Below are 24,214 nucleotides of genomic sequence, written 5' to 3'. Positions count from 1 at the left end.
AGTCCAGGCGGACGGTCCGACCGGCATGGATTCGGTACGCGGGTCGCGCGCCCAAGTCGTAGAAAGCGTACGTTACTTGAGGGGTTCCAGGGGTAGCCGGAACCCTCTTTCATTTCTTTGTTCGACGGTCATATGTACGCGCCGTGTCCATGCTCGGGAGCGAAGTGCCCCACGTTCACAGTGAACGGACGAAATCCCGTACCTCCTCCTCGTAGAGGGGTGTGGGATCGACGCCCATCGAGGCGAAGTTCTGCTCGATCTCCAGACTCACCAGACCGTGCAGATGGGCCCAGAGCATCGTGGTCCGCGCGGCGACCGCCGCCCGGACGTCCTCGACTCCGCGGAGCTTCATCCACTCCCCGAACTGGCCCTCCGAGCCCTCCGGAGCCGTCGTGTCCGGCGCCGCCAGGGCGCTCGCCACGTTCAGTACGACGTTCATGGCCGGCTGGGAGGCCTCGACCAGCCGCGTGGACTGGGCGTCGTACCCCGGCAGGGGCGCCCGGAACAGCAGTCGGTAGCGGTGCGGCTCGCCGCGCGCCCACTCGCGGTAGGCCCGGGCGACCGCGGCCAGGCGTGCGGCCGCGTCGCTCGCGGAGGCGTCGGCCGCGCGGGCGAGTGCGGACGCCAGGTCGCCGTAGGCGTCGATGACCAGTTCGGTCAGCAGGCTGTCCCGGTTGGCGAAGTAGCGGTAGAGGGCGGGCCCGGTCATGCCCAACTGCGGGGCGATGGCGTTGAGCGACAGTGCCTCCGGACCGCCGTCGGCCAGTTGCCGCAGTGCCGCGGCCTTGACCTCCTCCCGTACCTGCGCGCGGAACCGATCGCGCGGTCCGGGTCCCGTCCGGCTCTCCGCCATGTCATCGCCCTCTTCGTCTGTCCGCGGGGGTCGCTCCCTGACGTATGCGGCACAGAGGAGCATGCCTTCGTTTGATCCTATGGCGAACGCATGAGCCGATAGCGTTCGGCGGCGGCGTTCGGCCGCTGTTCATCCGTCTCTCACCGCATCGGTATGGCCCTCGGCGATCACCGCGTGCACGCTGGCGCGCGGTGTGCCGCAGGGGCACTCCGGTGACGAGGGGCGGGCGAATGACACCGATCGGCCGAAGGGGCTTCGTGGGATTCGGCGCATCCGTGGCGGCGAGCGCCGCGCTGGGCGTCGGCTCGCGTCCGGCGGCGGCCGCCGACGCGACGACCGGCACCATCCAGGACGTACGGCACGTCGTCGTCCTCATGCAGGAGAACCGCAGCTTCGACCACTACTTCGGCCGCCTCAAGGGCGTCCGCGGCTTCGACGACCGCAGCGGCATCACCCTGTCCGGCGGCTACTCCGTCTTCAACCAGTCGAACGGCGGCGGACGGCAGTACCCGTGGAAGCTCAGCTCCACGCCCGCCGCGGGCGGCAAGGACGGCGAGACCCTCGCCCAGTGCAACGGCGAGCTCCCGCACTCCTGGTCCTCGCAGCACTCCGCCTGGAACAAGGGCCGCCTCGACAACTGGATCGCCGGCGTCGGCAACGTCCGCTCGCTCGGCTACCTCGACCGCTCCGACATCCCCTTCCACTACGCGCTCGCCGACAACTACACGATCTGCGACGCCTACTTCTGCTCCGCACTCAGCGCGACCGGCCCCAACCGCACCTTCCTGTGGAGCGGCAAGGTCGACGGGTCCAGCTACGACGGCGGCGACGAGTCCGGACTGACCTGGCAGAACTACGCCGAGGCGCTCCAGGCGGCCGGAGTGACCTGGAAGGTCTACCAGAACGCGAAGGACAACTACGGCGACAACGGCTGCGCCTACTTCAAGAAGTTCGCTTCCGCCAAGGCGGGCGACCCGCTCTACGACCGCGGCATGGCCTCCGTGCCGAAGGTCACCGGCTCCACCCCCGACGACATCGCCGCCGCCATCAGGGCCGACGTCCTCGCGGGCACCCTGCCCCAGGTCTCCTGGGTGGTCGCCAACCAGGCCTTCTCCGAGCACCCCTACGCCCCGCCCGGCGACGGCGCCCACTTCGTCGACCTGGTGTACAAGGCCCTCGCCGCCGACCCGGACGTCTTCGACTCCACCGTCCTGTTCCTCAACTACGACGAGAACGACGGCTTCTTCGACCACGTGCCGCCCCCGGCCCCGCCCGCGAACACGGCGGGGGAGTTCCTCAACGGCGCCCCGTACGGTCTCGGCTTCCGTGTCCCGATGCTCGTCATCTCACCCTGGACACGCGGCGGCTGGGTCTCCTCGGAGGTCTTCGACCACACCTCGGTCCTGCGCTTCCTGGAGACATGGACGACGGCGCTCGGCAAGCCCGCCGCCTGTCCCAACATCAGCGCCTGGCGCCGCAAGGTCACCGGTGACCTCACCGGAGTCTTCGACTTCACCGGCCCGGTCTACGGGACGGTCGCGCTGCCCGCCACGAGCGTCATCGGGATCGCCACCTGCGGCCCCCTGCCCAACCCGGTGCCCACCACCAACGCCCTGCCCGTCCAGGAGCCCGGCACCCGGCCCGCCCGCGCCCTGCCCTACCAGCCGAACGGCTACCTGGACCACCTGGAGTTCGGGGCGGGCGGCAAGATCCTCGCCTGGTTCACCATGGCCAACCAGGGCACCCCGGCGAGCCGCGCCGCGCACTTCTCGATCCACCCGAACGCCTACCGCGACACCACGCCCTGGCAGTACACCGTCGACGCCGGCGCCACCGCCTCCGACTCCTTCAGCATCGGCTCGGGGTACGGCAACGGCAAGTACGACCTCACCATGGCCGGCCCCAACCGCTTCCTGCGCCGCTTCAAGGGCGACGCGACACAGGCGGGCAAGTCGGCCGAGGTGAGCACCCGTTACGCCACCGAACCCGGCACCGGCAAGACCGCCCTCTACTTCAAGATGACCAACTCCTCGGCCGCCGCGGTGAAGTTCACGATCACCGCGAACCAGTACCGCGGCGACGGGCCGTGGACGTACACCGTCGCCGCGGGCGGTTCGGCCGAGGACTACTTCAACGCCGTCGCGTACCAGAACGGCTGGTACGACTTCACGATCACCGTCGACTCCGACGCGAGCTGGTCGCGCCGGTTCACCGGGCACATCGAGACGGGCACGGCGAGCGTCAGCGGCTGATCACGCGTACAGGTCCGGGCGCGGGGCGAGCTCGACGGTCACCCGGCCGCCGCTCTCCAGCGCCCGGACTCCGGCCTCGGCGACGGCCGAAGCCGCGTACCCGTCCCAGGCGCTGGGCCCGGTCACCTTCCCCTCCCGGGTGGCGTCCACCCAGGCCTGCACCTCGCGGTCGTAGGCGTCGGCGAACCGTACGAGGTAGTCCTGCGCCACCTCCTCGCGGGCACCGCCCGCCGTCGTCACCACCATGGTGTGCTCGTCCCCGATCCGCGCGCTCCCGGACTCGCAGACCGCCTCGCAGCGCACCTGGTAGCCGAAGCCGGAGTTGACGAAGACCTCGACGTCGACGAGAGCGCCGTCGGCCGTCTCGAACACCACGAACTGGGGGTCGAGAAGGCCCTCGGGGGCACCCGCGGACGGCCGGGGGCGCAGCACGGTCACGGCGGTGAGCTCCTGGTCGAGCAGCCAGCGCGCCGCGTCGATCTCGTGCGAGACGGAGCTGTTGACCAGCATCGCCGAGGTGAAGCCGGGCGGGGAGGACACATTGCGGTGCGTGCAGTGCAGCATCAGCGGACGGCCCAGCCGCCGACTGTCCAGCAGCGACTTCAGGCGCTGGTATTCGGCGTCGTACCGGCGCATGAACCCGACCTGCACCAGTCTCCGGCCGAGCCGCGCCTCCGCCTCCACCACCCGCAGCGCCCCGGCCGACTCCGGCACCATCGGCTTCTCGCAAAGCACCGGCAGACCGCGCTCGAAGGCCGCGAGCAGCGCCTCCTCGTGCGCGGGCCCGGGGGAGGCGATCAACACCGCCTGTACGCCGGGCGCGTCGAGGGCCGCCGCCACCTCGGTGTGCACCGAGACACCGTCGATGCCGGCGACGGCGTCCTTGGCGCGCCCGGTGTCGGGATCGGCCACCGCCGCGACCCGGGCGCCGTTCACCACCCGATCGATCCGCCGTACATGGTCGGCCCCCATGTGGCCCGCACCCAGGACCGCGACACCCAACAGCTCACTCACACGCTCACCTCTCCGGCAGACAGCTCTGGAGGCGATTGTCTGCCGGAATGATCAGTAGCGCAGCACCCCGGCGATGCCTTTCGCGTCACCGAGACTGCCGTCGGGGACGAAACGGACCTCCGCTCCGGTATCCAGACACTGTTCGACGATCTCGTCGACGATGTCCTCGCGGGCGTCCAGATCACCGCTGTCGGCCGGGACCAGATGGTCGCCGCCGTCGTCGCGTACGGTCACGCGGTAGTTCTCCTCGACGGCCAGCAGCCGGATCCGGGCCTGGGAGGCGTTCTGCCACACCTCGTCGACTCCGGCCGCGAACTCCTTGCGGCCACGGGCCGACTCGAGCTCCCGGGCCACCGCGTCGGTGTCCCTGCGCTCCTCCGCGCTGATCAGCGGACGGACCGCCTGCCACACGGCTTCGGGGGTCCCGTGCGCGAGTCCGCCGTGCGGGATGTGCATGGCGTCCTTGGTGACCGTGCCGACCTCGTCGAGGAGGGAGAGCGCGGCGGTCTCGCCGGTGACGTACAGCGGACGCGGATCCTCGCGCAGTACGGCGCTCATCGCGGTGTCGGCGTCCCGCACGAAGTGCTTGGTCCGCTCGTCGCGGAAGGTGCTGGGCAGGTCTCCGATGCGCTCCTTGCGCTCGGCGTTCGGGTCCTCGAGGCTGCGGGTCCGCGGGAAACCGCCGATACGCTCCTCGGTGACCCGCTCGGCGCCGCCGTTCCACAGCGTCACCCGGTCGGCAGACACCGCGAGCACCCAGAACGGCCGCTCCGAGACCTGCGCGGCGACGAGGTTGCGGGTCAGGAAGGTGTCCGAGAGCACCACGCGCTCGGGCACCGTGCGGGCCAGCGACCACACCTGGTGCTCGCCGGGCGCCGCGAAGATCGCGAGGCCCTCCTCCGCGTGCGCCAGGTCGACCTCAGCGAGGGCCTGGTCGAGCTGCTGGACGAGGTCGGTGCGCCGTTCGCGGGTGACCGCCGGATCGGACTCGATCTGTTTCTTGGCCTCGGCCACGACATTGCGCAGCCGGACCGGATCCTGGGCGTTGTCGGGTTCGCGGCGGTGCGTGGGCGTCAGCACCGACACCGCGGGATAAGGCCGCGGCCTGCGCAGCATGGTGAGGGTCGCTGGGCTGAGTGCGTGCTCCATAACAGCACGATAGAGCCGATTCAGTTATCGGGCATTTGGGGCATTTGATTGTTAGTGTCGCTCGGGTCGCCAGATGACGTTCCCCCGCGTCGTCGTCGCACGACGACGCCCGCCCTCGCAGGACGCCCATGACGCAGGCCGACACCGAAACCCATGCGCCCCCGGCCGCCAAACTGACGCTGCCGACCCTCACCACGATGGTCGTCGGCTCCATGGTCGGCGCCGGGGTCTTCTCCCTGCCCCGCCTCTTCGCCCAGGAGACGGGCGTGGCGGGCGCCCTGATCGCCTGGGCCGTCGCGGGCACCGGAATGCTGATGCTCGCCTTCGTCTTCCAGCGGCTCGCGATCCGCAGGCCCGACCTCGACGCGGGCGTGTACGCGTACGCCAAGGCCGGTTTCGGCGAGTACCTGGGCTTCTTCTCGGCGTTCGGCTACTGGGCCAGCGCCTGCGTCGGCAACGTGACGTACTGGGTGCTCATCATGTCGACGATCGGGGCCGTCGCCCCTGCGCTCGGCGACGGTGACACCGTGCTCGCCGTCGCCCTGTCCTCGGTGGGCCTGTGGTGCTTCTTCTTCCTCATCCGCAGAGGGGTGAAGGAGGCCGCGGCCATCAACCGGATCGTCACCGTCGCCAAGGTGGTGCCGATCCTCGTCTTCGTCGTCCTGGCGCTCTTCTACCTCAAACCCCATGTCTTCGCCGAGAACTTCGCCGGCGCCGACTATGCCGGTTCGCTGTTCAACCAGGTCAAGGGCACCATGCTGGCCACCGTCTTCGTGTTCCTCGGCGTGGAGGGCGCGAGTGTGTACTCGCGGCACGCCCGGCGCCGCGAGGACGTCGGCCGGGCGACCGTCCTCGGCTTCCTGAGCGTCTTCGCCATCTTCGCCTCCGTCACCATCGTGTCGTACGGACTGCTGCCGATGAGCCAGATCGCCGAGCTGCGACAGCCCTCCATGGCCGGGGTCCTGGAGAGCGCGGTCGGCACCTGGGGCAAGGTCTTCGTGAGCGTCGGCCTGATCGTCTCGGTGCTCGGCGCCTATCTCGCCTGGACGTTGATGGCGGCCGAGGTGCTCTTCGTCGCGGCCGAGGACGAGGACATGCCCCGCTTCCTCGGCCGCTCCACCGCCGCCGACGTGCCCGTGCCCGCGCTGCTGATGACGACACTGCTCACCCAGGTCGTGCTGGTCGTCACGCTCTTCTCGGACGACGCGTTCAGCTTCGCCCTCGACCTGACCAGCGCGCTGACCCTGATCCCGTTCCTGCTGGCGGCGGCCTTCGCCCTGAAGACCGCACGGGGAAGGCCCGGCGGTGACCTGGCCGTCCCCGCCCTCGCCACCCTCTACACCGCGTTCCTGCTCTACGCGGCCGGGCCGAAGTACCTCCTCGTCTCCTTCATCGTCTACGCGCCCGCCACGGTGCTGTTCGTGATGGCCCGGCGCGAGCAGGGCAGACGGCTCTTCTCACCCCGGGAACTCGTCATCCTCCTCGTCTCGATCGCCGGCGCGGTCCTGGGGCTCGTCGCCCTGGCGCTGGGCTGGATCAGTCTGTGACCCGCCCGTCCCCGCCCCGGAGAAAGGCACACCGTGACCAGTCAACACACCACCGGCCGCCCGGCATACGGCGTCCACTCCGAGGTCGGCAGACTGCGCAAGGTACTCGTCTGCGCACCCGGTCTCGCGCACCGCCGGCTCACCCCCACCAACTCCGACGACCTGCTCTTCGACGACGTCATGTGGGTCGAGAACGCTCAGCGCGACCACGCCGACTTCGTCAACAAGCTGCGCGAACGCGGCGTCGACGTCGTCGAACTGCACGATCTGCTCACACGGACCATGGCGCTCCCGGTCGCCAGGGACTGGCTCCTGGACCGGAAGATCACCCCGAACGAGGTCGGCATCGGGCTCGTCGACGACACCCGCGCCTTCCTGGAGACGCTGGAACCGGCCCGGCTCGCCACGTTCCTGATCGGCGGTCTCGCCACCGCAGACCTGCCCGAGGACCACCGCTCCGCCTACCTCGCACTGGCCCGCGAGTCCACGGGTGTACGCGAGTACCTGATGCCACCGCTGCCCAACACCCTCTACACCCGCGACACGACCTGCTGGCTGTACGAGGGCGTCACGCTCAACCCGCTGTACTGGCCGGCCCGGCACGACGAGACGCTCCTGATGAAGGCGATCTACACCTTCCACCCCGACTTCGCGGGCTCCACCGTGTGGTGGGGCGACCCCGAACGGGACTGGCGGGAGGCCACGTTCGAGGGCGGGGACATCATGCCGGTCGGCAACGGCGTCGTGCTCATGGGCATGAGCGAGCGCACCTCACGCCAGGCCATCACCCAGGTCGCGGCGGCCCTGTTCGAGAACGGCGCCGCCGAGCACGTGATCGTCGCAGGACTGCCGAAGCTGCGCTCCGCGATGCACCTCGACACGGTCTTCACCTTCGCCGACCGCGACCTGGTCACTCTCTACCCGACCATCATGGACGCCGTCCGCACCTTCTCCCTGCGCCCGAGCGACAAGGCCCCCGGCATCGAACTCACCGACGAGGGCGCACGATCCTTCACCGAGGTCGTCGCCAAGGCCCTCGGGCTGCCCGAACTGCGGATCGTGGAGACGGGCGGGGACGTGTACGCCTCCGAGCGGCAGCAGTGGGACAGCGGCAACAACGCGGTCGCGCTGGAACCGGGCGTGGTGGTCACCTACGACCGCAACACCCAGACCAACACCCTGCTGCGCAAGGCCGGGATCGAGGTCATCACCATCGTCGGCGCCGAGCTCGGGCGTGGACGGGGCGGCGGCCACTGCATGACCTGCCCCATCATCAGGGACCCGGTGGAATTCTGAACCACCGGCCCGGTGGAGCTCCGGCCCTTCAGAACGCGTCCGGATCCGCCGCCTTCCAGTCGGCCTCCCAGGACGCGGGCGGCTCCGCGAGCAGCACCCCGGGCTCCAGCCACTCGTAGAGCTCTGCGTACGACCGAACGGTCGCCGGGTCCGTACGCCGGAGCAGCTGACGCGGTCCGAGCTCGGCCGGATCCCGTACCCCCATGGCGGCCATGATCCGGCTCGCGCTGCGGACCGTGGCCCGCTGGTAGCGGTGCACGCGCGCCGACCTGTCGGCCACGTCCAGGGCGCGTACCCGGCGCGGGTCCTGGGTCGCGACCCCGACCGGACAGGTGTTGGTGTGGCAGCGCCGGGCCTGGAGGCAGCCGAGCGCGAACATCATCGCGCGGGCCGCGTTCGTGTAGTCGGCGCCCTGCGCCAGCCGTTTCACGATGTCCGAGCCGGTGGCGACCTTGCCGCTCGCGCCGATCCGCACACGGTCGCGCAGCCCGGTGCCGACCAGCGCGTTGTGCACCGTGATCAGCCCTTCGGTCAGGGGCGTACCGAGGCAGGCGGCGAACTCCGGCGGCGCGGCCCCCGTACCGCCCTCGGCGCCGTCGACCACGATGAAGTCGGGCGAGACCCCCTCGGCGAGCATCGCCTTGCAGACGGCGAGGAACTGGCGGCGCGAGCCGACGCAGAGCTTGAAGCCGGTCGGCTTGCCGCCCGCCAGCTCCCGCATCCGGGCGAGGAAGCACACCAGCTCGCGCGGGGTCGAGAACACCTGGTGGTACGGCGGTGAGACCACCGTCTCGCCCTCCGGGACGCCGCGCGCCCGGGCGATCTCGGCGCTCACCTTGGCGCCGGGCAGCACCCCGCCGATGCCCGGCTGCGCCCCCTGGGAGAGCTTCAGCGACACGCACTTGACCTCCGGCAGCGCGGCCTTGTCCGCGAACTCCCGTGCCTCGAAGCCCCCTTCCGGGGTGCGGCAGCCGAAGTACCCGCTGCCGATCTCCCAGATCAGGTCGCCGCCGCCCCGCAGGTGGTGGTCCGAAAGACCGCCCTCGCCGGTGTCGTGCGCGAAACCGCCGAGCGCCGCGCCCCTGCTGAGTGCCAGGATCGCGTGCGAGGACAGCGACCCGAAGCTCATCGCGGAGACGTTCAGCAGGGCCATGTCGTACGGCTGGGTGCAGTCCGGGCCGCCGACGCGCACCACGGGCGGCTCGTCCGGCACCTCGACCGGGCGTATCGACGATTCCAGGTACTCGTACCCGTCCCCGTACACGTCCAGCCCGGTGCCGAAGGGCTCCTCGGCCTCGACGCCCTCGGCGCGCTCGTACACGATGCCGCGTACATCACGGTCGTCGGGCCGCGGGAGGAGGCGGAGATGACCGAGCAGGGGGTAGTTCCGCAGGACCGCGTGGCGGCGCTGGGTCAGGTCCCGGACGGCGAGCGCGGTCAGGGCGAGCAGTACGGCGGCCGCCCACCACCACCAGGGCGAGACGGCCCATGCCAGGACCAGTGCCCCGGCCGCACCCAGGGCGACGAACAGCGGCAAGAGCATCCGGCGCACACCACGAGTCAAACCCATGAGACGGAAAGGGGCGAAAGCGGGCATGGCGCTCGGGTTCCCCGAAGATCCCCCCCCGGGCGCCCCGGCAGATGTTGAGGAAGACTTTGCCCGTGGCCGATTCCCGTTCGCAGACGCCCGGCAGCGGCCCGATCCGCCCGTCCGCGGGGTGCAAAGCGCGGCCGAAACCGTCGGGGTGACTGGGCCGGTCAGGTTACGTACGTGTTGACGCCACTCGCGCACATGACACAACCTCGTCATATACCTGCTCAATACAACTGGTTTTGCGGAAGCGTCGGCCCGCCCATGAAACCGCAGGCAGGCGCGGTGTTCCCGGTGAAACCGGACGCGGGAGGTAACGCATGTGCGGCATCACCGGCTGGGTCTCCTTCGACCGCGACCTGCGCGCCGAGGCAGAGATATTGGATGCAATGACGGAGACGATGTCCTGCCGGGGCCCCGACGACCGCGGCACCTGGACCGAGGGGCCCGCGGCCCTCGGGCACCGCCGGCTCGCGATCATCGACCTGCCCGGCGGACGCCAGCCCATGACCGCCGAGACCCCGGACGGCACGGTCGCGCTCGTCTATTCGGGGGAGACCTACAACTTCACCGAGCTGCGCCGCGAGCTGACCGACCGCGGGCACCGTTTCTCGACCGACTCCGACACCGAGGTGGTCCTGCGCGGCTACCTCGAATGGGGCGAGGCGCTCGCCGAGCGGCTCAACGGGATGTACGCCTTCGCCGTCTGGGACGCCCGCCACGACAAGCTCGTGATGATCCGCGACCGCATGGGCATCAAGCCCTTCTACTACTACCCGACCCCCGACGGCGTCCTCTTCGGTTCCGAACCCAAGGCGATCCTCGCCAACCCGCTGGCCCCGGCCCGGGTCCGCCTCGACGGACTGCGCGAGCTGTTCACCTTCGTCAAGACGCCCGGACACGCGATCTGGGACGGCATGCGCGAAGTGGAGCCCGGCACCGTCGTCACCGTCGAGCGCGCCGGGCTGCGCCGCCGCGTCTACTGGCAACTGGAGACACGGCCGCACACCGACGACCGTGACACCTCCATCGCCACCGTCCGCTCGCTCCTCGAGGACATCGTGCGCCGCCAGCTCGTCGCCGACGTGCCGCGCTGCACCCTGCTCTCCGGCGGCCTCGACTCCTCCGCCATGACCGCGCTGGCCGCCCGGCAGCTCGGCGAGTACGGCGAGAAGGTCCGCAGCTTCGCCGTCGACTTCGTCGGCCAGGCCGACCACTTCGTCGCCGACGAGCTGCGGGGCACCCCCGACACCCCCTTCGTGCACGACGTGGCCCGCGCCTCGGCCACCGACCACCAGGACATCGTCCTCGACGCGCACGCCCTGGCCGACCTCGACGTCCGCGCGAAGGTGATCAGGGCCCGCGACCTCCCCATGGGCTTCGGCGACATGGACGCCTCCCTGTACCTGCTCTTCCAGGCCATCCGCGAGCACTCCACGGTCGCGCTCTCCGGGGAGTCGGCGGACGAGGTCTTCGGCGGCTACCTGCAGTTCTTCGACGAGGAGGCCCGCAGCGCCGAGACCTTCCCCTGGCTCGTCCGGTTCAGCCGGGACTTCGGCGACGACGCCGACGTACTGCGCCCGGACCTCACCGAGGCGCTGGACCTGGAGTCGTACGTCGCCGACGCCTACCGTACGGCCGTCGCGGGCATCCGGCGGCTGGACGGCGAGAGCGACTTCGAGTACCGGATGCGGCGGATCTGCCACCTCCACCTGACCCGCTTCGTCCGCGTCCTGCTCGACCGCAAGGACCGCGCGAGCATGGCCGTCGGCCTGGAGGTGCGGGTGCCGTACTGCGACCACCGGCTCGTCGAGTACGTCTACAACACGCCCTGGTCCCTGAAGTCCTTCGACGGCCGGGAGAAGAGCCTGCTGCGAGAGGCGACCGCCGACCTGATCCCCAAGTCCGTGTACGACAGGGTCAAGAGCCCCTATCCGTCCACCCAGGACCCCAAATACGCGATCGCGCTCCAGGAACACGCCAAGGACCTCCTGGCCCGGCCCGCGCACCCGGTCTTCGACCTCGTCGACCGGGAGCGGGTCCATCGGGCCGCCCACCGCGACAGCCCGCAGATCACCCAGGCGTCGCGGCGAGGCCTGGAACGCACCCTGGACCTGGCGCTGTGGCTGGACCTGTACGCCCCGGACGTGCTCCTTACCTGAGCGCCCGGTCGGCGGCCGCCTGCGAGGACTTCCACCACGAGGTCACCGGCTCCCACACCAGGACGACACGACCGACGCCCAGCTCACGCGCGGTGAACGTACGTCCGAAGCGCGAAGGGTCCGGCGAGACGCCGATCGAGTCCGCCCGGCGGGCCTCCGGATCCGCCGGGTCGGCGATGGTCCGCAGGGCCGCGTACGCCGTCCGGCCCGCCTCGAGCAGGTACGGCCCGTTCTGCCCGGCGGGAACCGGCAGGGCGGCGCCGTCGAGGTCACCGAAGACGACGGTCGGGATGCGATCGACGGTGCACGCCCGGGTGGAGCGGTTGGTGACGCCGAGGTGCAGCAGGGTGGGGTCGGCGGAGCGGTGGGCGTGGACGGTGACGGCCTTCTCGGTGCACTTGGCGGGCCGCGCGGCGGCCGAGCCGCTCTGGGGCACGGCCAGGAGCAGCGCCGCGGCGACGGCCGGGAGGGCGAGAACGGGTCGGATGCGCATCGGTGGGTTCCCCCAGTTTCGGTCACGAACAGTGTCATGAACGGTGAGCGACGGCTGCTCAGTGTGACGGCCGAGGTGCGCTTCGGGTTGTATCCGACTTGTCGGTGCAACCCGTCCGCGTCCGTTCTGTGACACGCCGTCGCGAGGTCCGCTCAAGGGGTCGTCGCATCCTCCGGGCCGCAGGAGCTGCCGTTGTCCGGCAGCGAGCCGTACAGCAGGAAGTCGGTGACCTTCTGGCGCACGCACTTGGAAGTCGCGTAACCGGTGTGGCCCTCGCCCTTGTTGTCGAGCACGACGGCCGAGGGGCCGAGCCGTGCGGCGGTCTCCTCGGTCCAGCGGTAGGGGGTCGCCGGGTCCCCGCGGGTGCCGACGAGGAGCATCTTCGGCGTCTGGACATCACGTACCTTCTCGCGGATGTAGTCGCTGCCCTTGGGTCGGCCGTAGCACATCAGCAGCTCGTTGAGACGGAGAGGGCCGAAGATCGGCGACGCCTCCAGGTAGGCGGCCCTCAGTTCGTCGATCTCCTTGGTGAGCTGCGCGGCGCTGGGCCGATCGGGGTCGTCCGCGCAGTTGATCGCCAGCAGCGCGGTCTCCAGGTTGTCCGGGGGCACCTTCGCGGGGTCGACCAGCCCGCTGTACGTGACGTGGGGCAGGGTGGCGCCCCCGGCCGCCTGCAACAGTCCGCTCGGGTCGCCGTCCTGGACGAGTGAGGCGAGGGACCGTTCGAGCTGCGGCCACCCCTTGCGGTCGAAGAGTTCAAGACCCATGGTCGCCACCAGGTCCTGGCCGGAGAACTGCTGCCCGAAGCTCGTCGGCACCGGATTCTTGTCCAGCGAGTCGACGAGCCGGACGACCCGCTGACGGGCATCGCGCGGATCCTGCCCGAACGGGCACGACGTGTCCTGGGTGCACCAGGTGAGGAAGTCCTCCAGAGCGGTCTGCTGCCCCTCGGCGCTCACCAGGCCCGACTCGGACAGCGGCTCGGTGAGCGTGTCCACGCCGTCGAGCACCATGCGGCCCGTCTTGTCGGGGAACTGGCTCGCGTACACCGCGCCCAGGCGCGTTCCGTACGAGAATCCCAGGTAGTTGAGTTTCTTGTCGCCGAGGGCCTGGCGCATCACGTCCAGGTCCCGGGAGGCGTTGACCGTGCCGATGTGAGCCAGTACGGGGGTGGAGTGCTTGGCGCACTCGTCGGCGTCCTTCCGTACCTGTTTGAGGAGTGCCTCCGGGCTGCTGTCGTTGGGGGCGGAGCCCGCCGTGTCGGAAGTCTGGGCGGCACCGCCGCCGCAGCTGACGGGAGAGGACTGGCCGACACCGCGGGGGTCGAAGGTCACCACGTCGTAACCGTTGGTGAGCGGCATGAAGTCCTTGCCGCCGTCGGCGGCGAGCTGCGGGATTCCGGGGACGCCGGGGCCGCCGAAGTTCAGCAGTACGGATCCCCTCGACGAGCCGGTGGCGCGATAGCGGGCCAGCGCGAGGTCGAGCGTCCCGGCCTCCGGGTGCGCGTAGTCCAGCGGGACGGTCACCTGCCCGCACCGCAGATCCGCGGGCATCGCGTCGCCCTTGCAGGCGCCCCACTTGATCTGCTGGTGGTAGAAGCGGGACAGGTCGGGGCCCTCGGCGGCCGTCGCCACCGCCGAGGGCAGACCCGCCGCCAGCATGGCCAGTGTCACGACGCCGGCTCCGGCGTACGCCCAGCGTTGGTGCGCGGACAGCATGGATGCCTCCAGGGACGCCCGGCGTCGTACCGGGCGCCAGGGGATAGCTCCTCGATCACGATAAGCGGGTGTCCGGGTGCGCGCCTCTGGGCGGGCGTTCGATACACGTGACCCTCGATAGGGTGAAAACACGATCAGCCATAACGTCGGATGGTTCTCCCGCGTTTTACGCGGTGCGGGCGAGTGCCCGCGTCCATGTCTGGAAGGCAGGGAACCTATGAAACGGGTTACCCGAAATGGTTTGATCGCCGCGGCCGCCGCTTCGGGAGCGCTGGCCGTGACGATGCCGGCCCACGCCGACGCCACGGCGGACGGTGGCACGGCGGCTTCGCCCGGGCTGATCTCCGGCAACACCCTCCAGCTCCCGGTGCACGTCCCCGTGAACGTGTGCGGGAACACCGTGAACGTGGCCGGGCTCCTGAACCCCGCCGCGGGCAACAGCTGCGCGAACGTGAGCGAGGGCCGGGGCCCCGGCGTCGGCGGGAGGAGCCACGGCAGGGGTGGCGAAAGCGCTGGTGGCGTGGCCCATGGGGGTGCCGTCACGCGCGGCGGTGCTGTCGCGGTCGGGAGCGGAAAGGATTCTCCGGGCGTGCTCTCGGGCAACGGCCTGCAGCTCCCGGTACACCTCCCGGTGAACGTCAGCGGCAACTCCGCGACCGTGGTCGGCCTCGGCAACGCGTCCGTGGGGAACACGTCCACGAACACCTCCGGCGACCACCCCCAGCCGGTGAAGCCCGCTCCGAAGCCGCACACGCCGCCCAGGGCGTACGTGCCGCAGAGGACGCCGTACCAGGCCCCGCCGCGGCCCATGGCCTCCCTCGCCCACACGGGCGCCGACCAGACGATGCCGGCGGTCGCCGCGAGCGCCGCCCTGCTGCTGGGCGGGGCCATGCTGTACCGGCGGTTCCGGCCCACGGGGGTCCGCTGACGCGCAAGGCCCCACCGTGCCACGACCGGTGGGGCCCCGTTCGGGTGGCTTCCGCGAGCAGTCCCCGGGCGGGGTCAGCGCATATCGGGAAGATCGTCGCGCAGGATGCTGTAGCGCACGCCGTCGCGCCACCGTCCGTCCCGGAACCCCACACTGCGCAGCACGCCCTCGCGGGTGAACCCGACCTTCTCCAGGGCGCGTTGCTCGGCGATGTTCTCCGCCTCGGTGTCCGCCTCGATCCGCATCACGGTCGTGTGCGCGAACAGATAACGGACCAACTGCCGCTGGGCTTCCGTGCCCCAGCCCTTGCCGCGCGCCTCCGGCAGCAGGCCGATGCCCATGTTCCAGTAGTACGTGCTCGGGGTGGGCCGGATCTTCCGCCACCCGACGAAGCCCAACCGTTCCTCGCCGCGGACGACCATCAGATGGCCCGCGTCGTCGCCGAGCATGCGGTTCTCCGCCCACTTGCGCCGCCAGCGGTCCGGGTCCCGCCAGCCGAACCACTGGAAGGGTGTGGCGGTCTCGGGTTCCGTCAGGAACCGCTCCATGACGGGCAGGTCGTCCTCGGCCACCGGACGCAGGGTCACGTGATCGACAGTCATGGACGACAAGCCTATGAGTGACGCACGGTCAACTTGACCCGGCCCTAGAGGACCGGGTTTGGAGGTGGCGCCCAACTGGCTGCTGGGTGGGCTCCTCCGTCCAGACACCCTTATGGGGTGGCAGGGACGCGTGACTCACGCCCCGCAGTTCCGGCAGGTGAAGGGGGCCTGGCTCGCCCGGTTCTTCTTGTCGATGTGGCCGCACTCGAAGCACTGCTGCGAGGTGTAGGCGAGATCGACGAAGACCACGGGCGGCGGCCGTGGTCGTCGCCAGCCCTGCGGGCCTTGCAGACGATGAAGTCTGTGAGTTGGGCGAAGGCCCAGGAGTGGAGTGCGACCCGTCGGGGCTTGCGGAGCCGTACCCTCTGCCGGATTCCATGGAGTTCTTCCAGGGAGATCCCGGCCGAGGTGCGTTCGGCCTCGGTCACGATCGTCTTGGCGATGATGTGGTTGGTGCTGGCGGTGTGGCGCTGCTCGCGCCGGTTGCGCTTCTTGAGGAGCCGCTTCGCGGACTTGGTGCCCTTGGCCTGGATTTTCTTGCGCAGGTCGAGTTGCCGCTCGCGGCCTTGCGCCGGAAGGTGATGGGCTTCGTCCCGGCCCTGACGCGACGCTTCGATCCCGGCTTCCCCAGGTTCCCGGCCTTGATGTTGGCCTTGAGCGTCGTGTAGGTGTCGCGGGCCTTCTCGATGACGTGCTGGGCGGCGTCCGCACGCCGCCGACCTGCGTGGACTGGATTGGGTGAGACGCGTGGACTTGGTTCGTCGAGTGGCTTCGTTCACCGAGAAGCGACAGCACTTGTAGACGAGTTTGGGAGGCGTCGGCGGTGCGTCGTGTTCGATGTTCATGAGAAACGACAGCGCCACTGCACCCCTCTGTCGCAGAGCCGCCACTCGGGAAGTCGCGACGACACCCCAAGTAGCTCTGCGTAGAGTCTTCGTGGCACTCGGTCACGGAGACTCCGCAAAAACCCGTTTGGGGACGAGGGCGATCACTGCTACGTTTCCGGAAGCCGTGCGAGAGATCGAGGAGGTGGTACCCGTGAACGTATTCACATGGGTGCTCTCCTCTGGGGTCACGGTCGGGCGATAGGTCGTCGTCCGGGAGCGCCGTCTCTGAGCCCTCCCGAAAGGCACGACCATGCAATTCACTTCTGAACAGCGCCTCGACGACGGCGTCTTCGAACGCGAATTCACCCTCGGCGAGATCCCCGGCATCCTGTGGACGCCCGCATCGGCATCGGCATCCGCACCGGCGCCGCTGATCCTGCTCGGCCACCCCGGCGGACTGCACAAGATGTACCCCCGACTGGTGGCCCGGGCCCGGCACTCCGCGGCGGAGGGCTTCGCCACGGCCACCATCGAGCTCCCCGGAAGCGGCGACCGGCCCCGTTGGCCCGCCGCCGAGCAGGCCCGCGCCGACCTGCGCCGGGCGATGGAGGCCGGCGAGCCGGTCAGCGACGAGATCGTCGACGCCCTCATCCTCCCGCTGGTCGACAAGGCGGTCCCGGAATGGCAGGCCGCCCTGGACGCCCTCCTGTCGCTGCCCGAGATCGGCGGCCCGGTCGGGTACTCGGGCGGAGTGATCTCCATCGGGACCCGGCTGGCGGTGGTCGAGCCGCGTATCGTGGCCGCCGGTTTCTTCGCCGGGAGTTTCGTGCCTCGCGCCATGTTCGAGGAGGCCCGCCAGGTCACCATTCCACTGCACGTCCTGCTGCAGTGGGACGACGAAGGGAACGACCGGCAGGCGGCCCTGGACCTGTTCGACGCCTTCGGCTCCAACGAGAAGTCCCTTCACGCCAATATGGGCGGCCACACCGGCGTCCCGCAGTTCGCGGGGGACGCCGCAGCCCGGTTCTTCACCCGGCATCTGAAGTGAGGCCGGGCCGTCAGACCGGCAGCGGACGGTAGCTGATGTCGGCCGACATGCCGCTCATCGAGGGCAGATCCCGGCCTTCCGCAGCTCTCTACACCGTGGGGCCCTGCTGAACTCCTTGGGTTCTGGCGGTCGTCGCAACACCCCAGTTCAAGGGGTGCGATGGACATCGAGAGCCGCAGGGAACGGAAGTATCGGAGGCATGCTCCCTTGATCCACAAGCGGGAGGAATACTTCGGCTTGTGGATCAAGGAACGAGCTTCTCGGAGGCCAGCCGGATCGTTGGCATCAACCTGCGTACAGGGAAGCGCCGGCGAAACGGCCGTCATGCCTCTGGCGGGCGGAAGGCCGTACCTCCGGTCACTGCGGTGGTACCGCCTTCGGGTCCGTCCCGGTATCTGTGTGAGGCCGACCGCATCCACATAGCCGACCGGCTCCGGGAGAAGGCCACGATTCGGGCCATCGCGGCAGAGCTGGGCCGCAGCCCGTCCACGGTCAGCCGCGAGATCCGCCGCAACCGGCACCCGGTCAACGGCCAGTACCGTCCCTATGCCGCCCGGGACCGCGCGGATGCCCGCCGGCCCCGGCCCAAGCCCGGGAAGATCGGACAGAACCCCGCCTTGCGGAAGTTCATCCAGGACCGCCTGGACCTACGGTGGAGCCCCGAGCAGATCTGCCAGGCTCTGCGGGCCAACTTCCCTGATCCGCTGTCCATCAGGTACTGGCCACCACCGTCCTTCCCTACGCGCTGCGCGTGTGGAAAGACGTTCAAGACCCGGCCGGAGACAAACTCAAGGTCGAGCACGACCACTACCTGAAGGTCTGGCAGCTCACCGACCCACGCATCGACACCGGCTACATCCTGCTCGACGAAGCCCAGGACACCAGTCCCGCCGTCGAGTACGTTCTCAACCTCCAACGCGACCACGCTCAATTGGTCCTGGTAGGAGGCAGCGCTCAGCAGATCTACGGCTGGCGCGGAGCCCGGGACACCATGAGCGACTGCGACGGCGCCCACCTCACGCTCACCCAGTCCTTCCGCTTCGGCCCGGCCCCTCGCCACCGAAGCCAACCGCTGGCTCTCTCACACGCTCACCGTTGCGTCTTTGCGGCCACCCGGCGACCACGACCCGGCTGGAGACGTGGAACACTCCGACGCGGTCCTGTGCCGCACCAACGGCGGGGTCATGGCCGAAGTTCTCCACCAGATGGAGGGCGGTCGGCACGTCGCCATGGCCGGTGGGGGCGGCGCTCTGCGGAGTCTGGCCACCGCTGCCCGAGACCTCAAGAGCGGCCGGGGAACCCGGCATCCCGAGCTCTATCTCTTCCGGACCCTGGGGCGAGGTACGGGACTACGCCGAGAACGACCCCGCAGGGGCAGACCTGCTCCCCTGGGTAGAACTCGTCGACGAGATGGGAGCTGAGGACGTCCTTAAGGCCGTGGACCGACCAGGTCCCGAAACCAGCGCCGACATCACCGTCTCCACCGTCCACAAGGCCAAAGGCCGCGCATGGCCCGCCGTCCGTATCGGGGAAGACTTCACTCAGCCCGCAGAAGGTGAACTAGGACGCCCCGGACGAATCTCCCGCAGCGAAGCCCGTCTCGCCTACGTCGCTGTCACGCGAGCCCGCCACCAACTCGACATCGGTGGACTCTCCTGGATCAACGAACACCCCCAAGGCAAACCGGGCAAGGACCAGGCGCCCGGCATTCCCGTGCCGCGTCCACGGAACAACCACTGGGACCGGCTCAACCAGCCAAGGACCACCTAGCGCCGCATCAACCAACGAGCGCCCTGGAATACAGTCCTCGTCTGGCCCCATCATCGTGTGATGACTGAGCTGATGGACCTGCCACGGTTGCGAAGTCTGATCGACGGAGTTGTCGTCGACCTGTACGAGAGGCACCGTCACCAGGACTTGCCTGCGCTGTGCGAGCGGCTTCGCCTCCCGGCTCCGCCCTCCCGGGACAGCCATACAAAGCACCAGCGTCTGTCGGCCGGCCTGTAGGAGTGCTCAGACGACCGTCTTGAGCATGTGACTGAAGCCACCCTCGACAGCGAGCCGCTTCCCGCTTGGGAACGCTCTCACCTCCAGGGCGTGCTGTGGAGCGGATGCCCCGGGCCGCGGCGCGGAGCCACGGTCCGTACCGGCGGCGCAGCGCTCAGGTGGCCAGCGGGCCCGGTCACCGTGCCCGGGGCCTGCGCGAGTCCGGTGGCCCACAGCTGGTCGACACGCGAACGCTCGGTGGCGTTCGGGTAGCGGTTGGTGCAGGACGGGCCGGCGCTGCCGCCCGACATCAGCTCACTGCACGGCCCGCCGTAGTCGTCCGGCAGGCCCAGCACGTGCCCGGTCTCGTGGGTGGCGACGCGGACCGAGTCGTACTGCTGGCTCTGGGTGTAGTCGAGGAAGACGTAGCCACTTCCGTGGCCGTTGGTGGAGGCGTAGGACCCGCGCGGGTCGTTGCCCTCGTAGTAGGAGAAGTCGGCACCGCTCGACGCCTCCTGGAGCTTGACGTTGGACTCGGAGCTGTTCCAGATCGAGGCCGCGCTCGATATCTGCGAACGGAAGCTCGGTGCCTGGGAGGCGTTGTAGTACACAGTCACCGCCTGCGCGTTCGGCTGGGCGGCGCGCTTCTCGGCGACGGACTTGAGCACGGCCTCGAAGAACGCCTTGTTGTTCGCGGCCTCCTCGGTCGACCCGGCGTACCGTGCCACGGAGGTACCGGCGGCAGCGGACGGGGTGGCGGCCGTCTGGGCGCTCGCCGGCACCGCCGCGCCCAGCGCGCTGGAGGCCAGACCCAGGCCGAGAGAGACTGCGAGGAGTCTCGCGGACGTTCGGGACGACTTCATGTGGGGGGCTCCTACTCACTCGGTGACGCCGAGCGCACGGTGCGCTGTCGACTCCGCGTGAACACCGGTTCCGAACTGCGGCGACGTCCTGTGGGTCGTCATTCTTAGGACGGCTCGACAGGGAGCGCAAAGGGTCCCGCCACTACGTCGCCTCGTAGGTCCCGGGACCTCGCCAGGGCAGTGCACGGGTCTCCGGTCCGCACATGGCGACACAAGGGAAAGCTGTCGCGGCGTCAGAAGCCTTACAGCACGGGGCAACGGGCGTGCGGGCCAGCCGGGCGGAATCCCGGGGCACGCGGCAGGGTCCGCATCCGGGCCAAGACGGATAAATCCTCAGATGTCTGCCATGCCGCGTCTACTAAGTGCCCCGGTTTGTTGGCGGGGCGCTGTGACCGACGTCATAGAACATGAGCTTCCGCTTCTTTCGCGCCCCACCGGCCCCGGGGGCGCCCCCCCAGGGAGTCACCCTCGGCGCTGGGCGGCATCCCTCACCGCTGAGCCGCCGCCGCTCAGCCCTGATCAGGATGGAGGCCGGGCCCGCCGTGTAGCCCGGCGAGCGGCGTGGGGGAGAGGTCGGTGGGTTCCTCGCCCGCCTCCAGCAGCGTGTCCGCCGCACCCGGTGGCTTCGGGACTATGCGGGCCGGACTGTCGTCAGCCACGCGAACGAGGTGCGTGCCCGGTCGTAGAGTGCGAGCCGCACTCCGGCCCCTTCCGCCCGCACCAGCACCACCCAGTCGTCTTCCCTGTCCTTGCGCGGGACGTATGCCAGGGCCTCCATCCAGAACGCGGCCGCACGCGGCACATCCGAGACACCCAGCACAACGGAACCGGCTCTCAGCATGCGCCGATTCTGGCGGACAGCAGTGAGCCGAAGCCACCGACGACGCCCCCCAACAGCGAGGCGAACGTTGCCTGATAGGGCACTAGTAGCCCAACAGCCCCTGAAGCCTTTGGTGAAAGAGTGCCGACGGACGGCCCGGGCCGTTCCGGCCGGGAGTACCTGTGGCACTGAAAACAGCCGTTCATGGAGCTGCGGTGCCGGGCCCATCCGCCCGCCGCATGACCCGCTTCAGCACCGGCCGCAGCACGGCACGCTCCTGATGGTGGTCCTGACGGCGCTCCTCAAGCACCTTGTCCTCCAGCTCGACATAGCTGACCCCAGCACCCGAGTCGGGCAGAATCCGGAAGGCGTCCGCGCCACCGTTGCCAGTGATGAACTCCTCGGCCAAGGCGAGGAACGTCGGGGTCGCATGGTCGATGTGCAGCTCGGTAGCGGACCGGACCGGCGAGCCCGTGACGGAGCAGACGAGCGGCTGTCTGGAGTTGAGCGCCGCGTTCCGTGAGCCTGCCGCCTGATCGGCGATTGCGTGCCGCAGTGCGGCAAGCACCTGGGTGCGGCGGCTGAGCGGGGTCAGGCAGGCGTTCCACGAGAAGTCAGCCACGTCGCCGTCGAGCCGCACGAGGGCGAGCCCGACGCTTCTGCGGCCGTGTTCGGTGTGGGCGATGACGCGGAAGCGGGCAATGCCGGCGCCACGCTCGAGGTGGTATTCGGGGTGGCATTCGAGAAGGTGGCGGCAGGTCCGACAGCAGCCCCATCACCAGGTCCCGTACCCGACGCCGGGGTTCAACCTTCGCGAACCGGCCCGCTGTCCGGGACATCAGGACCTCGAACGCCTCCTGCCGGCAGGCAGGGTCTACGCTGTGACCTGCGGCCACCGCATGATCTTCAGTCTTCACACACCGATGATCGCCGGTGGCCGCCCATCTTCACCGCCCCTCGGTCACAACGTGCGAGGACGGGCCGCATCCCGTCCGTGTCCCGCTCGGGGCACACGCAGCGTTCGCCCGCCGGCTCGTGCCAGGAGGACATATGCAACGCGGCGAAATCTGGTGGGTCGACTTCGACGAGCGACGCCCGGTCGTGCTGCTGTCGGACGAGGGGGCATCCGGGTTCCAGGCGATGCAGGTCGTCGCTCCAGCGGGCGTCGACATGAGCGACCTCGGCGTTGAAGTGGCCGTAGGCACCCTGGAAGGACTGCCCTTCGAAGGCGTGCTGCGGTTCGCGTTCTCGCGTCCCGGCTTTACTCCTTGCACATGGCTGACCACCGTGGCCCGGGACGACCTGATCGAGCGGGCGGGCGGGTTGTCCTCCGCGAAGCTCAGCGAGGTTGGAGAAGCCCTCCATGCCGCTGGACAGAGGAGGGAGTGGACCCCGATGACGGCTGCCAGACTCCACGAAATCAAAGATGCCCGCCGTCTTGGAGGACGAGACGAGTAGCGGACGCCTCTGCTGCCCAGCTCGATCTCGTCGATGACCGACGACAGCCCCCTCTCCGCACCACTCCAGCAACAAGATCACGGTCCACGGCTGGAGTGCGAGGCCCTTTTTGATGATCGGCTGAGCAATCACTTGGCCAGTCCTCGGAGGAGAGATCATCATGTGGGGATGCCCGAGAACCAATCCTTTGCAGCACCGACTGTAGTGCGGCTCCCTCGGTACACGAAGACGGAGCAGGACGAGATCCTCGGTGACGGCGATGATCCCTTCGGTGTTGCCGCGACCGGTCTGACCTGGCTACCCAAAGCAGAACACTTCGGTATCAGCCACGGCGACCGGCTTGTGGCACACGCCGGCCTGCTACGGCTGCCCGTTGCAATCGGCGACACCCGGACAGAGGTGGTGGGCGTCGGTGGAGTGGCCGTCGCACCCGACATGCAAGGCCAGGGGCTGGCTCGGCTCGTGGTCACAGCAGCACTCGACCACGCTCGCACGATGGGTCCTCAGCACGCGCTCCTGTTCTGCCGACCTCCCCTCGTGCCGCTCTACCAGCGCCTCGGATGGCACCCGCTCGACAAGGACGTCCTCGTCGAACAACCAGAAACCCGCTTGGTGACCATGCCACTGCGGACCATGGTGACGCCGCTGCGCGACAATGCGTACTGGCCTTCAGAGCCAGTGCGTCTGTTCTCCCTCCCGATGTGACGGGCCCTGCTGCACCGATGTCAGTTCTCACTGACATATTCGAGCTCTGCCGGCGTGAAGCCGGAGACCGCTACACACGCTGCGGGGTCGTTGCCGCGGGCCGCACCGCGTTCGAAAGGGTCATGCGAGACCCTGCGGATCTTGTCCCGTACGCCACCGGCAACATCTGGGCTGAGAGCCTGCTCTACACACCGGACCATGCATACGAGCGCATCACGGGCGAGAAATGGGACCGCAATACCCTTTACTCCTATGAGCCGTATTCGCACACTGCGGGCTGGGCCGGCTGAACACCGCCGCTCACCTCAGATGACGAAGTCGAACCACCCGGGAGACGGACGTGCGGTCGCGGTAGCGAGCGGCGGCCATCGGATTGATCGCGTAGACCTGTCGTATGCCGGTCCGCAGCACTGCGACAAGCAGGCCGCGGGAGGTCTCGATGGCGATAGGGATCGGGTTGTCTTCGGTGTCGCCGAACTCGGCGAGCAGGTCCAACAGGATGGTGTAGCCAGCGGCGTCATCGGTGATGCGCCGCTTGGCCAGTAACTCCCCGGTGTCGTTGACCAGGGCGACGGCGTGCGTCTTCTCCGCCCAGTCGATTCCGCAGTAGATGACTGTGCTCTCTTTCCGTGTGCCGGTGTTTGCGCTGGTCACGAGCGCATGCGGGCCACGCGGCTCCCTAATTCAAGGTCTCGACCACAAGGATCGGACCGACACCTCACCAGCCGTGTTCGTGGCACCAGCGCACCCCACGGGCCTCGGTCTGTGCGAGAGCTCAGAAGGCTCGGGCGTAACGAGAGGTCACCGTGCGGTGGGCTCGCCCCACCAACACCAACGAGGGATCAAGGCACCGGTGTTGACGCTCGCCAGCCCCAGACGACACCGCTCTAACGGAAGGCTCC

21 protein-coding genes and 6 pseudogenes are annotated in these 24,214 nt (G+C 69.3%); 11 read left to right on the top strand and 16 right to left on the bottom strand.

Annotated elements, in window-relative coordinates; translation table 11 throughout:
* Positions 1–175 precede the first annotated feature (175 nt).
* The gene (locus ACFVWD_RS03635; RefSeq protein WP_389593753.1) at positions 176–853 is read right to left on the bottom strand and encodes a TetR/AcrR family transcriptional regulator; all 678 of its coding nucleotides are present in this window, start codon (positions 851–853) and stop codon (positions 176–178) included.
* A gap of 230 nt (positions 854–1,083) precedes the next feature.
* Here ACFVWD_RS03635 and ACFVWD_RS03630 point away from each other — a divergent pair, with 230 nt between their 5' ends.
* The gene (locus tag ACFVWD_RS03630) at positions 1,084–3,105 is read left to right on the top strand and encodes a phosphocholine-specific phospholipase C (RefSeq protein WP_389593752.1); all 2,022 of its coding nucleotides are present in this window, start codon (positions 1,084–1,086) and stop codon (positions 3,103–3,105) included.
* Here the strand turns inward: ACFVWD_RS03630 and ACFVWD_RS03625 are convergent, their stop codons facing one another.
* Entirely contained in the window at positions 3,106–4,119 is a 1,014-nt protein-coding gene (locus ACFVWD_RS03625) for a Gfo/Idh/MocA family protein (RefSeq protein WP_389593751.1), read from the bottom strand.
* A gap of 51 nt (positions 4,120–4,170) precedes the next feature.
* Entirely contained in the window at positions 4,171–5,268 is a 1,098-nt protein-coding gene (locus tag ACFVWD_RS03620; RefSeq protein WP_389593750.1) for a chemotaxis protein, read from the bottom strand.
* Between the two features lie 128 nt (positions 5,269–5,396).
* Between ACFVWD_RS03620 and ACFVWD_RS03615 the strand changes: the two genes are divergently transcribed.
* Entirely contained in the window at positions 5,397–6,815 is a 1,419-nt protein-coding gene (locus ACFVWD_RS03615; protein WP_389593749.1) for a basic amino acid/polyamine antiporter, read from the top strand.
* Positions 6,816–6,848: 33 nt separating this feature from the next.
* Positions 6,849–8,111: an arginine deiminase gene (arcA, locus tag ACFVWD_RS03610; protein ID WP_389593748.1), complete on the top strand. Its 1,263-nt coding sequence runs from the start codon at positions 6,849–6,851 to the stop codon at positions 8,109–8,111.
* A 28-nt stretch (positions 8,112–8,139) separates the two neighbouring features.
* Here the strand turns inward: arcA and ACFVWD_RS03605 are convergent, their stop codons facing one another.
* Positions 8,140–9,654, bottom strand: a complete 1,515-nt coding sequence (locus ACFVWD_RS03605; protein ID WP_389593747.1) for an FMN-binding glutamate synthase family protein — start codon at positions 9,652–9,654, stop codon at positions 8,140–8,142.
* A gap of 368 nt (positions 9,655–10,022) precedes the next feature.
* On the opposite strand from ACFVWD_RS03605, the gene asnB reads away from it, so the two are divergent.
* Positions 10,023–11,864, top strand: a complete 1,842-nt coding sequence (gene asnB, locus ACFVWD_RS03600; RefSeq protein WP_389593746.1) for an asparagine synthase (glutamine-hydrolyzing) — start codon at positions 10,023–10,025, stop codon at positions 11,862–11,864.
* Here asnB and ACFVWD_RS03595 read toward each other — a convergent pair.
* Both ACFVWD_RS03595 and ACFVWD_RS03590 read right to left on the bottom strand, forming a co-directional pair.
* Positions 11,857–12,357 (bottom strand): DUF4232 domain-containing protein, encoded by a 501-nt coding sequence (locus ACFVWD_RS03595; RefSeq protein WP_389593745.1) that lies wholly within the window; start codon positions 12,355–12,357, stop codon positions 11,857–11,859. The genes asnB and ACFVWD_RS03595 overlap by 8 nt on opposite strands.
* Before the next feature lie 152 nt (positions 12,358–12,509).
* Positions 12,510–14,075 (bottom strand): alpha/beta hydrolase, encoded by a 1,566-nt coding sequence (locus ACFVWD_RS03590; RefSeq protein ID WP_389593744.1) that lies wholly within the window; start codon positions 14,073–14,075, stop codon positions 12,510–12,512.
* Positions 14,076–14,292: 217 nt separating this feature from the next.
* Here ACFVWD_RS03590 and ACFVWD_RS03585 point away from each other — a divergent pair, with 217 nt between their 5' ends.
* The gene (locus ACFVWD_RS03585) at positions 14,293–15,003 is read left to right on the top strand and encodes a chaplin (protein WP_389593743.1); all 711 of its coding nucleotides are present in this window, start codon (positions 14,293–14,295) and stop codon (positions 15,001–15,003) included.
* Positions 15,004–15,077: 74 nt separating this feature from the next.
* Here ACFVWD_RS03585 and ACFVWD_RS03580 read toward each other — a convergent pair whose 3' ends face one another.
* The 3 genes and pseudogenes from ACFVWD_RS03580 to ACFVWD_RS03570 form a co-directional block, all read right to left on the bottom strand.
* Positions 15,078–15,605, bottom strand: coding sequence for a GNAT family N-acetyltransferase (locus tag ACFVWD_RS03580; RefSeq protein ID WP_389593742.1), 528 nt, complete (start codon positions 15,603–15,605; stop codon positions 15,078–15,080).
* Between the two features lie 135 nt (positions 15,606–15,740).
* On the bottom strand, positions 15,741–15,854 hold the full coding sequence (locus ACFVWD_RS03575; RefSeq protein ID WP_389593741.1) for a zinc ribbon domain-containing protein: 114 nt from the start codon (positions 15,852–15,854) through the stop codon (positions 15,741–15,743).
* An 80-nt stretch (positions 15,855–15,934) separates the two neighbouring features.
* A pseudogene (locus tag ACFVWD_RS03570) lies at positions 15,935–16,450 on the bottom strand (hypothetical protein); the annotation flags it as partial.
* Positions 16,451–16,742: 292 nt separating this feature from the next.
* On the opposite strand from ACFVWD_RS03570, the gene ACFVWD_RS03565 reads away from it, so the two are divergent.
* Both ACFVWD_RS03565 and ACFVWD_RS03560 read left to right on the top strand, forming a co-directional pair.
* Positions 16,743–17,480 carry an alpha/beta hydrolase gene (locus ACFVWD_RS03565; protein ID WP_389593740.1) on the top strand — a complete coding sequence of 246 codons (738 nt, stop codon included), beginning with the start codon at positions 16,743–16,745 and terminating at the stop codon, positions 17,478–17,480.
* Positions 17,481–17,719: 239 nt separating this feature from the next.
* A pseudogene (locus ACFVWD_RS03560) lies at positions 17,720–17,941 on the top strand (IS30 family transposase); the annotation flags it as partial.
* 83 nt (positions 17,942–18,024) lie between these two features.
* Here the strand turns inward: ACFVWD_RS03560 and ACFVWD_RS03555 are convergent.
* The gene (locus ACFVWD_RS03555; protein WP_389593849.1) at positions 18,025–18,405 is read right to left on the bottom strand and encodes a hypothetical protein; all 381 of its coding nucleotides are present in this window, start codon (positions 18,403–18,405) and stop codon (positions 18,025–18,027) included.
* Here ACFVWD_RS03555 and ACFVWD_RS03550 point away from each other — a divergent pair.
* Both ACFVWD_RS03550 and ACFVWD_RS03545 read left to right on the top strand, forming a co-directional pair.
* Positions 18,292–18,876: a UvrD-helicase domain-containing protein gene (locus ACFVWD_RS03550; RefSeq protein WP_389593845.1), complete on the top strand. Its 585-nt coding sequence runs from the start codon at positions 18,292–18,294 to the stop codon at positions 18,874–18,876. The two genes, ACFVWD_RS03555 and ACFVWD_RS03550, sit on opposite strands and share 114 nt — an antisense overlap.
* A gap of 41 nt (positions 18,877–18,917) precedes the next feature.
* On the top strand, positions 18,918–19,250 hold the full coding sequence (locus ACFVWD_RS03545; RefSeq protein WP_389593739.1) for an ATP-binding domain-containing protein: 333 nt from the start codon (positions 18,918–18,920) through the stop codon (positions 19,248–19,250).
* 314 nt (positions 19,251–19,564) lie between these two features.
* On the opposite strand, the gene snpA is transcribed toward ACFVWD_RS03545, so the two are convergent.
* The 5 genes and pseudogenes from snpA to ACFVWD_RS03520 form a co-directional block, all read right to left on the bottom strand.
* Complete coding sequence (gene snpA, locus ACFVWD_RS03540) at positions 19,565–20,329, bottom strand: snapalysin (RefSeq protein WP_389593738.1); 765 nt, start codon at positions 20,327–20,329, stop codon at positions 19,565–19,567.
* 509 nt (positions 20,330–20,838) lie between these two features.
* Positions 20,839–20,946 (bottom strand): annotated as a pseudogene (locus ACFVWD_RS03535) (polyphosphate kinase 2); the annotation flags it as partial.
* A 14-nt stretch (positions 20,947–20,960) separates the two neighbouring features.
* Positions 20,961–21,170: a hypothetical protein gene (locus ACFVWD_RS03530; RefSeq protein ID WP_389593737.1), complete on the bottom strand. Its 210-nt coding sequence runs from the start codon at positions 21,168–21,170 to the stop codon at positions 20,961–20,963.
* Between the two features lie 181 nt (positions 21,171–21,351).
* Positions 21,352–21,888, bottom strand: a pseudogene (locus ACFVWD_RS03525) (DUF3223 domain-containing protein); the annotation flags it as partial.
* A 13-nt stretch (positions 21,889–21,901) separates the two neighbouring features.
* Positions 21,902–22,045, bottom strand: a pseudogene (locus tag ACFVWD_RS03520) (IS701 family transposase); the annotation flags it as partial.
* 154 nt (positions 22,046–22,199) lie between these two features.
* On the opposite strand from ACFVWD_RS03520, the gene ACFVWD_RS03515 reads away from it, so the two are divergent.
* Both ACFVWD_RS03515 and ACFVWD_RS03510 read left to right on the top strand, forming a co-directional pair.
* Positions 22,200–22,607, top strand: coding sequence for a type II toxin-antitoxin system PemK/MazF family toxin (locus ACFVWD_RS03515; protein ID WP_389593736.1), 408 nt, complete (start codon positions 22,200–22,202; stop codon positions 22,605–22,607).
* 168 nt (positions 22,608–22,775) lie between these two features.
* Complete coding sequence (locus ACFVWD_RS03510; protein WP_389593735.1) at positions 22,776–23,312, top strand: GNAT family N-acetyltransferase; 537 nt, start codon at positions 22,776–22,778, stop codon at positions 23,310–23,312.
* 327 nt (positions 23,313–23,639) lie between these two features.
* Here ACFVWD_RS03510 and ACFVWD_RS03505 read toward each other — a convergent pair.
* A pseudogene (locus tag ACFVWD_RS03505) lies at positions 23,640–23,924 on the bottom strand (transposase); the annotation flags it as partial.
* Positions 23,925–24,214 lie beyond the last annotated feature (290 nt).

The sequence above is a fragment of the Streptomyces sp. NPDC058086 genome (assembly GCF_042885015.1).
In the GTDB taxonomy this organism is placed as follows: Bacteria; Actinomycetota; Actinomycetes; order Streptomycetales; family Streptomycetaceae; genus Streptomyces.
This window is presented reverse-complemented; position numbering and strand designations above follow the sequence as displayed.